Origin of the sequence: Vibrio sp. YT-17 (assembly GCF_033337375.1) — a bacterium.
GTDB lineage: Bacteria > Pseudomonadota > Gammaproteobacteria > Enterobacterales > Vibrionaceae > Vibrio > Vibrio alginolyticus.
Genome location: NZ_JAWOQP010000017.1, coordinates 104,860 through 116,478, shown reverse-complemented (window position 1 = coordinate 116,478; position 11,619 = coordinate 104,860). Strand labels below are relative to the sequence as shown.

Here is an 11,619-nt window from a genome sequence, read left to right as displayed (position 1 = left end):
GCGGAATTGGTAGACGCACCAGATTTAGGTTCTGGCGCCGCAAGGTGTGAGAGTTCAAGTCTCTCCTTCCGCACCATCTTAAATTAATCTACACTATGAGAATACGCGGAAGTGGCGGAATTGGTAGACGCACCAGATTTAGGTTCTGGCGCCGTAAGGTGTGAGAGTTCAAGTCTCTCCTTCCGCACCATTCTTTCTCTCGATAAGAGAGGTTAAGTAGTCTTTGACTATTTACGCTGTAGGGCTATCGCCAAGCGGTAAGGCAGCGGCTTTTGATGCCGCCATTCCCTGGTTCGAATCCAGGTAGCCCTGCCATATACAATGATATTGAGATTTTACCAATTATCTTGATATCTACAGAATAAGTTGCGGAAGTGGCGGAATTGGTAGACGCACCAGATTTAGGTTCTGGCGCCGCAAGGTGTGAGAGTTCAAGTCTCTCCTTCCGCACCATTATCGGAAAACCCAGCATGACTTTGCTGGGTTTTTTCTTTTTTTGGTTCTGGACTCGGGAAATCATTAGATTTGCCGAATTAAAAAAGCGAGCTCATGGCTCGCTTTTTTTCTATCTGTGATTTGAGTAGCTTACTACATACCTAACGCGTATTTCAGTACTTGAGCCTTAATTGGCCCTGAGTTTTCAGCAAGCTTCAATGCAGCATTACGTACGAACTTCAATGGCCCAAGATCGTTGCTAAAACCTTTATAGAAAAAGTCCATGCCCGTCTGCATGAGTAAGTTGTCAGGTCGACGTGCGCGTTCGTATTTCGCGAGTAAGGTATCTTCCAGCTTTTCTTGTTGTTCTGTTACCGAAAGGAGAACGTCTACATCTTTGAAGCCTAAGTTTACCCCTTGCCCTGCAAGCGGGTTGATCGTATGGGCAGAGTCACCCACTAACACGCAATTTTTGCTTGAGTAGCTTTGCGCATGACGACGAGAGAGTGGGAATGAGCCAAACTGTAAAACTTCAATATCGCCTAATTCAGCAGGGAAATGACGTAAAATTTCTTCTCTTAGTTGAGGTTTACTCATCGCACACAGTTGTTTAATACGTTTAGGCGAGTCATACCAAACCAAAGAACCTTGGCCTTCTACTTGACCATCGTCGTTACTCAAAGAGCACAGAGGTAAAAATGAACGTGGGCCTGAAGGTGTAAATTGTTGCCAAGTAATATCTTGCTGAGGCAATTCTGTTTTCACATTAATCAACATGCAGTGTTGTCGGTAATCCCACGCAGTTACACCAATTCCAGCCAATTGACGAACTTTAGAGTTTGCACCATCAGCACCAATCACCCAGTTAGCTTCAAACTGCGCCCCACTTTCTAGTGTCACAAGATTTACATCTGCAAACTCAATGGCTTTTAATCGCTCAGGACACATCACGGTTAGATTTTCATACTGAGAGAAGACTTGCCAAAGACCTAATTGGATTAGGCGGTTTTCAACGATGTAACCTAGCTGATCCAATGACAATTCATCAGAGTGAAAACGAGTACGGCACTCTGGGTGCTCCCAAGTTTCTAAGCGCCGATAAGGACAAACTCGCATGCTCTTGATCTCTGACCATGCTCCGAGTGAATCAAGTAACTCCACCGACTGGTGCGAGATTGCAGATACACGAATATCCATCGCCTGAGAGGCATCAAAAACTTTAGGTTTTGTACCTTCGACCAAGACAACGCTTCTGCCCTGCTTGGCAAATCCAACAGCGACGGCTGCCCCAACCATACCGCCACCGATCACGGCGATGTCATACTTGTTCATTTTTCACTCTTCATCGTGCTGATTAATTGGCGTTTTTTATTGTACTTTCCATGGCTACTTTTACAAAATTGTTTAACAAAAAACCTTGTTCAGCATAGGGCGAAAAACTAGATTTCATCAGGCTTTGCAGAGAATTAGCTAGATCACTAGTCAGGTGCTTTTTAAAGCAGTACAATACGCCGCTTACCGCCGTGATGGCGGCTATAATTTGAGCAATAGCTCTCCGATTTAAGTACAACTGAACGAGCGAAAGTGAGATGAGTAAGAAACTGCTAATTAAAACCTGGGGCTGCCAGATGAACGAATACGATTCATCAAAAATGGCCGACCTGCTTAATGCTGCAAACGGCTACGAGCTGACGGAAGAGCCAGAGGAAGCAGACGTACTTCTACTTAACACCTGTTCGATCCGTGAAAAAGCGCAAGAGAAAGTTTTCCACCAGCTAGGCCGCTGGAAAACACTAAAAGATAAGAAACCTGGCGTAGTTATCGGTGTAGGTGGTTGTGTAGCAACGCAAGAAGGTGACCATATTCGTGAACGTGCACCATACGTTGACGTTATTTTTGGCCCACAAACTTTGCACCGCCTACCTGAGATGATCAAACAATCTCAGTCCGATGATGCACCAGTTATGGACATTTCGTTCCCAGAGATCGAAAAATTCGACCGCCTACCTGAACCTCGCGCTGAAGGTGCGACAGCATTCGTTTCTATTATGGAAGGCTGCTCTAAGTACTGTACTTACTGTGTCGTACCGTACACTCGTGGTGAAGAAGTAAGCCGTCCAATGGATGACGTACTATTCGAAATCGCCCAACTTGCTGAACAAGGCGTACGTGAAGTAAACCTTCTGGGTCAAAACGTAAACGCGTACCGTGGTCCTATGCACGATGGTGAGATCTGTTCATTTGCAGAACTGCTTCGTTTGGTTGCGTCTATCGATGGTATCGACCGTATTCGTTTCACGACGAGCCACCCGTTAGAATTCACAGACGACATCATCGCAGTATACGAAGATACGCCAGAACTTGTGAGCTTCCTGCACTTACCTGTGCAAAGTGGTAGTGACCGTATCCTAACGATGATGAAACGCCCTCACACCGCTATCGAATACAAATCGATCATCCGTAAACTGCGTAAAGCTCGTCCTGATATTCAAATCAGTTCAGACTTTATTGTTGGTTTCCCTGGTGAGACAGACAAAGACTTCCAAGACACCATGAAGCTAATCAAAGATGTAGACTTTGACATGAGCTTCAGCTTTATTTTCTCTCCACGTCCAGGTACGCCAGCAGCGGATTACCCTTGTGATGTGTCAGAACAAGTGAAGAAAGAGCGCCTTTACGAACTACAGCAAACTATCAATGCTCAAGCGATGCGTTACTCTCGCTTAATGCTTGGCACAGAACAACGTGTTCTAGTTGAAGGTCCTTCGAAGAAAAACCTAATGGAACTACGCGCTCGTACAGAAAACAACCGTGTAGTAAACTTTGAAGGTAGTGCAGACCTAATTGGTCAGTTCGTTGATGTGAAGATCGTAGACGTATTTGCAAACTCACTGCGTGGTGAGCTAGTACGTACTGAAAAAGACATGGATCTTCGTAGTGTGATTTCCCCAACGCAGATGATGGCGAAAACACGTCGCGAAGATGAGCTGGGTGTAGCTACTTTTACGCCGTAAGCTCGTATAAATAGCCATAGAGAGCCTGGTCGTTATCAGGCTCTCACTAAGTGGCAAAAAATGAGAGGCAACATTGAGCAATAAAATCGTAACTCTAGAAATTAACCTAGAACCTTCAGACAACCGCCGACTAGCTAGCCTGTGCGGTCCATTCGATGACAACATCAAGCATTTAGAACGTCGTCTAGGCGTTGAAATTAACCACCGTAGTGACCACTTTACGATTGTCGGTAAACCTCATACCGCATCAGCTGCGCTGGATATCCTGAAAACTCTATATGTTGATACCGCACCTTTACGAGGTGAGATCCCAGATATTGAGCCTGAGCAAATCCATCTAGCGATCAAAGAGTCTGGTGTTCTTGAGCAGAATACTGAGTCTAATATCGAGCATGGTAAAGAAGTCTTCGTCAAAACCAAGAAAGGTGTGATCAAACCACGTACGCCAAACCAAGCGCAGTACTTGGTTAACATGGTCACGCATGATATTTCTTTTGGTATTGGCCCGGCTGGTACAGGTAAAACCTACCTTGCTGTAGCAGCAGCTGTTGACGCACTAGAGCGCCAAGAGATCCGCCGTATTCTACTTACTCGTCCAGCGGTTGAAGCTGGTGAGAAATTGGGCTTCCTACCTGGTGATTTAAGCCAGAAAGTCGACCCATACCTACGTCCGCTATACGACGCCCTATTTGAAATGCTGGGCTTTGAGCGCGTAGAGAAGCTGATTGAACGTAACGTGATTGAGGTCGCCCCTCTTGCTTACATGCGTGGTCGTACTCTAAACGACGCCTTCATCATTCTTGATGAGAGTCAGAACACCACTGTTGAGCAGATGAAGATGTTCCTAACGCGTATTGGTTTTAACTCTCGCGCGGTTATCACTGGTGATGTCACGCAGATTGACTTACCTCGTGGTGCGAAATCGGGTCTTCGTCATGCTATTGAAGTACTAAGCGAAGTTGACGACATCAGCTTTAACTTCTTCTTGGCCGACGACGTTGTACGTCACCCTGTGGTTGCTCGTATCGTTAACGCGTACGAGAAGTGGGAAGCACAAGACCAGAAAGAGCGTAAAGAGTTCGAGAAACGCCGTCGTGAAGAACGCGATGCGAAGTTACTAGAAGCAGCAAAAGCCGAACTGAATGCACAAGTTGCTTCAACTAAGGAATAACCATGGCGATTGAACTTGATCTGCAACTGGCAGTCGAAAATGAAGAAGGTCTGCCTTCGCAGCAAGATTTCCAATTGTGGCTAGATAAGACAATACCTCTCTTCCAGCCACAAGCCGAAGTCACCATTCGTATTGTTGATGAACAAGAAAGTCATACGCTCAACCATGAGTATCGCGGCAAAGATAAACCAACTAATGTGTTGTCGTTTCCATTTGAAGCACCTCCTGGTATGGAAATAGATTTACTTGGTGATTTGATTATTTGCCGCCAAGTTGTTGAAAAAGAGGCGGTTGAACAGAGCAAGCCTCTGCTAGCACATTGGGCGCATATGGTTGTACATGGCAGCTTGCATCTGCTAGGTTATGATCATATAGAGGATGACGAAGCCGAAGATATGGAGTCCCTCGAAACCGAAATCATGCAAGGTATGGGTTATGAAGATCCTTACATTGCTGAAAAAGAGTAGCTATTGGCCACTCGACAGGGAAAGGCGAACCACCTAAATGACTCTCGTGTTCGCCTCTCTATGTGTGCTATCACACTTCTGATAGCGTTACTTAATTGAGAAACAATGAACGAAGATAATTCTCCCTCTTCTAACGAAGATAAGAAAGAAAAGGCAGAAGGTCCGAGTAGAAAGTCCTTCTTTGAACGTCTAGGTCAACTATTTCAGGGCGAACCAAAAGATCGCCAAGAGCTTGTGGATGTTATCCGCGACTCTGAAGTTAACGACCTGATTGACCATGACACTCGCGATATGCTTGAAGGTGTTATGGAAATCTCCGAAATGCGTGTGCGTGACATTATGATCCCGCGTTCGCAAATGGTTACAGTTGAGCGTACTCACGACCTTGATACCTTGGTTGCTTTGATTACCGATGCTCAACACTCTCGCTACCCTGTGATCAGCGAAGATAAAGACCATGTGGAAGGCATACTTCTAGCGAAGGACTTACTTAAATACTTAGGCTCAGGCAGCAATCCATTTGATATCGAAGAAGTCATTCGACCAGCGGTTGTAGTACCGGAAAGTAAACGCGTTGATCGACTGCTGAAAGAATTCCGTGAAGAACGTTATCATATGGCCATTGTTGTCGATGAATTCGGTGGTGTTTCTGGTCTTGTGACCATTGAAGATATCCTTGAGGAAATCGTCGGGGATATTGAAGATGAATTCGATGAAAGTGAAGAGACGGACATTCGTAAGCTGAGCAAGCATACGTTTGCTGTCAGAGCGCTGACAACCATCGAAGAGTTTAATGAGACATTCGGAACCAACTTCAGCGATGAGGAAGTTGATACCGTTGGTGGTATGGTCATGACTGCCTTTGGTCACTTACCTTCTCGTGGTGAACTGGTTGAAATTGAAGGCTACAACTTCAAAGTCACCGCTGCCGATAACCGTCGTGTCATTCAACTCCAAGTGACGATCCCAGACGAAGAAACCCTGGTTGAAGCCACTCAAGAGTAACGCGATACCCATTGGGAATCTCAGAAAATTACAATGATGAATGAACTCTTTCATCGCCTTAAGCGGCCCTTAGTGGCCGCTTTTGTTGGCGCCTCTACTACACTCGCTTTCGCTCCTTACCAGCTGTGGCCTATTGCCATTCTTAGCCCTGCAATTCTACTGATTCTTCTTGCTAACCAAACTCCGAAACGCGCACTATGGATTGGTTATGCTTGGGGGTTAGGTCAATTTGCAACTGGCGTTAGCTGGGTTTACGTCAGTATCTCCGGTTTTGGCGGTATGCCGCTCATTGCCAATTTATTTTTAATGGGCTTACTTGTTGCCTACTTGGCTGTTTATTCAGGCTTATTTGCTTGGCTCAACAACAAACTGTTTCCTCAATTTACGCTCACAAAAGCACTTCTCGCTGCACCTGCTTTATGGCTGATCAGTGATTGGTTGCGTGGTTGGGTGATGACCGGCTTCCCTTGGTTATGGCTAGGCTATAGCCAGATAGATGCTCCACTCGCAAGCTTTGCACCAATTGGCGGCGTAGAACTGCTTACTCTATTTATCCTTATCAGCGCAGGGGCGTTAGCCTATGCATGGATTCATAAGCAGTGGCTGATGGTGATTATCCCTGCGGTACTACTCAGTACTGGCTTTGGGATTCGCAACTACGATTGGGTAACACCCCGACCAGAAGACACGACTAAGCTCGCGCTGATTCAAGGTAACGTAGACCAGAACCTAAAGTGGCTACCAAGTCAACGCTGGCCAACCATCATGAAATACGCTGACTTAACTCGTGAAAACTGGGACGCTGACATTATCGTTTGGCCAGAAGCAGCAATTCCCGCTTTTGAAATTGAAGTGCCTTCATTTTTGAGCAATATCGACAGCGCTGCAAAAATGAATAACAGCGCAATCATCACCGGTGTCGTCAATCAAGCTGAAGATCGACAGTTCTACAACAGTATTCTGTCCCTCGGCATCACACCATACGGTGACTACAGCTTCGATTTAAGCGAACGTTACCATAAGCATCACCTACTACCGTTTGGTGAGTTTGTACCATTTGAAGATATTTTGCGCCCATTAGCGCCATTCTTTAACCTACCGATGTCATCGTTTAGCCGTGGGGCTTTTGTGCAGCCAAACATCGTTGCGAATGGCATGCACATGGCACCAGCGCTTTGCTATGAGATCATCTTTAATGAGCAAGTGCGTCAAAATGTGACTGACGAAACAGACTTCATTCTAACGCTTTCAAACGATGCATGGTTTGGTCACTCTATCGGCCCTCTTCAGCATATGGAGATCGCCCGTATGCGTGCCTTAGAGTTGGGCAAACCGCTCATCCGCTCGACTAACAATGGATTAACAGCGGTAACCGATCACAAGGGTAAAATCGTTGAGCAAGTTCCGCAGTTTGAAACTGCAGTACTGCGCGCAGAGCTCACCCCAACCGATGGGAAAACGCCATATCGAATCGTTGGTACTTGGCCATTGTATATTTGGGTAGGGTTAAGTTTAGCGCTGGCTTTCGGTTTAAGAAGAAAACAGAGCTGATAACAGCTTGAAAGTAGAAAAGACAAAAAAGAGGCGACTAAGCCTCTTTTTTATTCATTGCATTATACAGTCGTTACTCGCCATTTATGGCTTTAATGACTGACGAGTAAAGCCTTTGTGACCACACTTAATACACGGAATGATTACTGTTGGGTGGTTATACGTTGTCTTGTGACCACACTCATCACAAACTAAAGTGCCTAAGCCTATCACCTCTCCTGCTTCATATAGCCCTTGATGCTCTAAGTCATCGAACAACTCAACCCACTCAACTTTAGTTCGGTCTGTAATCTCTAACAGCCCTTGCCATATCGAATCCGCAATCGTTAAGTAAAACGGACCGCTTTTGCTATCCTCGTAACTCTCTGAAAACTCTTTTAAGTCTGCTTTAAGGTACGCTTTGATTAAAGCCAATTCATCTTTGGTCAAGTCATTAGCAGCATCCACCACTTTGCCCGACGTCTCAATCGCTTTGTTAACTTCTTCCGGACTGTGCTTCAAGGTTTCAATCACATCCTCGAGCATTTCCTCATAACCTGTTTTACGTTTAGGCATAACTGACCTCCATCTTTCTCCTACCTGCGTCACTTAAGGGCGCATGGGTACAGATTGGCTATTGTTGTGATCCCTAGCTTTAGGTATTCTATGACGATCTATTTAAGTCTGTTCTAACCGAACTCACAAATTCCAAGATAACGGATACCATCGATGCAAGAACAATACAACCCACAAGATATTGAACAAAAAGTTCAAAAGCACTGGGATGACAACAAAACCTTTGTTGTAAGTGAAGACCCAAATAAAGAAAAATTCTACTGTCTGTCCATGTTCCCATACCCAAGTGGTCGACTGCACATGGGTCACGTGCGCAACTACACTATCGGTGATGTAGTATCTCGTTTCCAACGCCTACAAGGCAAAAACGTCATGCAACCAATCGGTTGGGACGCATTCGGTCTACCTGCAGAAAACGCAGCAGTAAAAAACAAAACTGCGCCAGCACCTTGGACTTACGAAAACATCGAATACATGAAGAACCAACTTAAGCTTCTAGGCTTTGGTTACGATTGGAACCGTGAATTCGCAACATGTACACCGGAGTACTACCGCTGGGAACAAGAGTTCTTCACTAAACTTTACGAGAAAGGTTTAGTTTACAAAAAGACTTCTTCTGTTAACTGGTGTCCTAACGACCAAACTGTTCTTGCAAACGAGCAGGTTGAAGATGGTTGTTGCTGGCGTTGTGATACGCCTGTAGAGCAAAAAGAAATCCCTCAATGGTTCATCAAAATCACTGAGTACGCTCAAGAGCTACTAGACGACTTAGACAAGCTTGAAGGCTGGCCTGAAATGGTGAAAACCATGCAGCGCAACTGGATTGGTCGTTCTGAAGGTGTTGAACTGAAGTTTGAAGTTAAGGGTCAACAAGACCTAGAAGTTTACACAACACGTCCAGATACGCTAATGGGTGTGACTTACGTGGGTATCGCAGCCGGCCACCCTCTTGCAGCTCTTGCAGCAGAGAACAATCCAGAGCTTGCAGCGTTTATCGACGAATGTAAGAACAACAAGGTTGCAGAAGCTGAGCTAGCGACAATGGAGAAGAAAGGTATGGCAACTGGCCTTACTGCTATTCATCCATTGAACGGCCGCGAAGTACCAGTATACGTAGCAAACTTCGTTCTGATGGACTACGGTACAGGCGCGGTAATGGCTGTACCTGCGCACGACCAACGTGACTACGAGTTCGCAACGAAGTACGGTCTAGACATCGTGCCAGTTATCAAGCCTGCTGATGGCAGCGAGCTAGACATCTCTGAAGCAGCATACACTGAGAAAGGTGTACTGTTCGATTCAGGTGAATTCGATGGCCTAGAATTCCAAGCGGCATTCGACGCAATCGCAGCGAAGCTAGAAGCAGAGGGCAAAGGCACTAAGACTGTAAACTTCCGTCTACGCGACTGGGGTGTATCTCGTCAACGTTATTGGGGTGCGCCAATCCCAATGGTAACCACTGAAGACGGTGAAGTTCACCCAGTACCTGCTGACCAACTACCAGTGATTCTTCCAGAAGACGTAGTAATGGACGGCGTAACGAGCCCAATCAAAGCAGACAAAGAGTGGGCGAAGACAACCTTTAACGGCGAACCTGCTCTACGTGAGACAGATACGTTCGATACGTTCATGGAATCTTCTTGGTACTACGCGCGTTACTGTTCACCACAAGCGGACGACATCCTAGACCCAGAAAAAGCAAACTATTGGCTACCAGTAGACCAGTACATCGGTGGTATCGAGCATGCTTGTATGCACCTACTGTACTCACGCTTCTTCCACAAACTACTGCGCGATGCGGGTTACGTAACTTCTGACGAACCGTTCAAGCAACTACTGTGTCAAGGCATGGTACTGGCTGATGCGTTCTACTTCGAGAACGAGAAAGGCGGCAAAGAGTGGGTAGCTCCAACAGACGTAGCCGTTGAACGTGATGGTAAAGGCCGCATTACTTCTGCTAAAGACACTGAAGGTCGCGATGTAACGCACTCAGGCATGATCAAGATGTCTAAGTCTAAGAACAACGGTATCGACCCTCAAGAAATGGTAGATAAGTACGGCGCTGACACAGTACGTCTATTCATGATGTTCGCGTCTCCAGCGGACATGACACTTGAATGGCAAGAGTCTGGCGTAGAAGGTGCGAACCGCTTCCTAAAACGTGTTTGGAAACTAGTGAAAGAGCACACAGCGAAAGGCGCAGCAGAAGCAGTAGATACCTCAGCGCTTTCTGGTGATCAAAAAGCACTTCGCCGCGACGTTCACAAAACTATCGCGAAAGTGACGGACGATATCGCTCGTCGTCAAACATTCAACACCGCGATCGCAGCGATCATGGAGCTGATGAACAAACTAGCGAAAGCGCCTCAAGAATCTGCGCAAGATCGTGCAATCCTTGACGAAGCACTGAAAGCTATTGTTGTCATGCTTTACCCTATCACTCCGCATATCTCATACGAGCTATGGGCAGCACTAGGTGAAACAGACATTGATAACGCGGCATGGCCGACGTTTGACGAAAAAGCGCTAGTTGAAGACGAAAAAACTATCGTTGTTCAAGTTAACGGTAAGCTACGTGCGAAGCTAACAGTCCCAGCGGATATCTCTAAAGACGATATCGAACAGCTTGGTCTAAACGACGAAAACGTGGTTAAGTTCACTGATGGCCTGACTATTCGTAAAGTTATTTACGTTCCAGGTAAACTGCTGAACATTGTTGCAAACTAATCGCAGCTGTCAATTTGTCTCTGTTTAGCGAACTTATTTGTTAACCAAGAGTCATTAAACAGGGTAGTTTTCTACCCTGTTTATTTACCTCAAACCATTCACATGAGTGGTTTAAGGTAAATAACCCCTTCAATTTAGGATGAATACAATCAATGCGCTTTTTCTCTTTGATTAAACTACCAGTGGTATTGGTATTAGCGGGGCTTCTTTCTGCCTGTGGTTTTCACCTTCGCGGCGAGTATTCCGTACCGGAAGAGCTGCACACTATGTCTTTCTCCAGCTACGATGAATACAGTGAATTAACTCGCTATGTTCGCTCTCAACTCGAACTGAACAAAGTTGAACTTGTTCAACCATCATCGACGGTACCCAACCTTCATTTGACGGAAGCGACTATCGATGAGCGTACACTGTCTCTGTATCAAAATAGCCGTGCAGCAGAAAAAGAGCTGACATACGTAGTAAAATACCGTGTGACGATTCCTGGCTATGGCTCTAAAAACTTTACGACAACAGTAAACCGCAACTACCTAGACAACCCGTTGACGGCACTTGCAAAATCTGTTGAACGTGACGTAATTGAAGACGAGATGCGCTTGCAAGCTGCAAAACAGATGATGCGCCAGTTGGGCCGTATTCGTGCCGAATATGAAGCAGGACAAATCTCTGAGCCAGCGAACACAAACTCTTAATC

The 11,619-nt window shown here is 45.8% G+C and carries 9 protein-coding genes and 3 tRNA genes; 10 read left to right on the top strand and 2 right to left on the bottom strand.

Going from position 1 to position 11,619, the window contains the following annotated elements; translation table 11 throughout:
* The first annotated feature begins 105 nt into the window (after positions 1 to 105).
* The 3 genes from R7F67_RS16780 (at position 106) to R7F67_RS16770 (ending at position 453) form a co-directional block, all read left to right on the top strand.
* Positions 106 to 190: transfer RNA gene (locus R7F67_RS16780), tRNA-Leu, on the top strand.
* 50 nt (positions 191 to 240) lie between these two features.
* A tRNA-Gln gene (locus R7F67_RS16775) sits at positions 241 to 315 on the top strand.
* A 53-nt stretch (positions 316 to 368) separates the two neighbouring features.
* A tRNA-Leu gene (locus tag R7F67_RS16770) sits at positions 369 to 453 on the top strand.
* A 135-nt stretch (positions 454 to 588) separates the two neighbouring features.
* Here the strand turns inward: R7F67_RS16770 and R7F67_RS16765 are convergent.
* Entirely contained in the window at positions 589 to 1,767 is a 1,179-nt protein-coding gene (locus R7F67_RS16765) for a 2-octaprenyl-3-methyl-6-methoxy-1,4-benzoquinol hydroxylase (protein ID WP_318057278.1), read from the bottom strand.
* Between the two features lie 257 nt (positions 1,768 to 2,024).
* On the opposite strand from R7F67_RS16765, the gene miaB reads away from it, so the two are divergent.
* The 5 genes from miaB to lnt all read left to right on the top strand — a co-directional run bounded on the left by miaB (position 2,025) and on the right by lnt (position 7,643).
* Positions 2,025 to 3,449 (top strand): tRNA (N6-isopentenyl adenosine(37)-C2)-methylthiotransferase MiaB, encoded by a 1,425-nt coding sequence (miaB, locus tag R7F67_RS16760; protein ID WP_005373038.1) that lies wholly within the window; start codon positions 2,025 to 2,027, stop codon positions 3,447 to 3,449.
* 73 nt (positions 3,450 to 3,522) lie between these two features.
* Complete coding sequence (locus R7F67_RS16755) at positions 3,523 to 4,620, top strand: PhoH family protein (protein ID WP_053303002.1); 1,098 nt, start codon at positions 3,523 to 3,525, stop codon at positions 4,618 to 4,620.
* A gap of 2 nt (positions 4,621 to 4,622) precedes the next feature.
* Positions 4,623 to 5,087 (top strand): rRNA maturation RNase YbeY, encoded by a 465-nt coding sequence (ybeY, locus tag R7F67_RS16750; protein ID WP_318057277.1) that lies wholly within the window; start codon positions 4,623 to 4,625, stop codon positions 5,085 to 5,087.
* Positions 5,088 to 5,192: 105 nt separating this feature from the next.
* Positions 5,193 to 6,092, top strand: a complete 900-nt coding sequence (gene corC, locus R7F67_RS16745) for a CNNM family magnesium/cobalt transport protein CorC (RefSeq protein WP_005384118.1) — start codon at positions 5,193 to 5,195, stop codon at positions 6,090 to 6,092.
* 33 nt (positions 6,093 to 6,125) lie between these two features.
* Positions 6,126 to 7,643: an apolipoprotein N-acyltransferase gene (gene lnt / locus R7F67_RS16740; RefSeq protein WP_005384119.1), complete on the top strand. Its 1,518-nt coding sequence runs from the start codon at positions 6,126 to 6,128 to the stop codon at positions 7,641 to 7,643.
* Positions 7,644 to 7,727: 84 nt separating this feature from the next.
* On the opposite strand, the gene R7F67_RS16735 is transcribed toward lnt, so the two are convergent.
* Positions 7,728 to 8,198, bottom strand: a complete 471-nt coding sequence (locus R7F67_RS16735) for a zinc ribbon-containing protein (protein WP_005373024.1) — start codon at positions 8,196 to 8,198, stop codon at positions 7,728 to 7,730.
* Between the two features lie 153 nt (positions 8,199 to 8,351).
* On the opposite strand from R7F67_RS16735, the gene leuS reads away from it, so the two are divergent.
* Positions 8,352 to 10,925 carry a leucine--tRNA ligase gene (gene leuS, locus R7F67_RS16730; protein ID WP_005384121.1) on the top strand — a complete coding sequence of 858 codons (2,574 nt, stop codon included), beginning with the start codon at positions 8,352 to 8,354 and terminating at the stop codon, positions 10,923 to 10,925.
* Between the two features lie 152 nt (positions 10,926 to 11,077).
* Complete coding sequence (gene lptE / locus R7F67_RS16725) at positions 11,078 to 11,617, top strand: LPS assembly lipoprotein LptE (RefSeq protein ID WP_005373019.1); 540 nt, start codon at positions 11,078 to 11,080, stop codon at positions 11,615 to 11,617.
* Positions 11,618 to 11,619 lie beyond the last annotated feature (2 nt).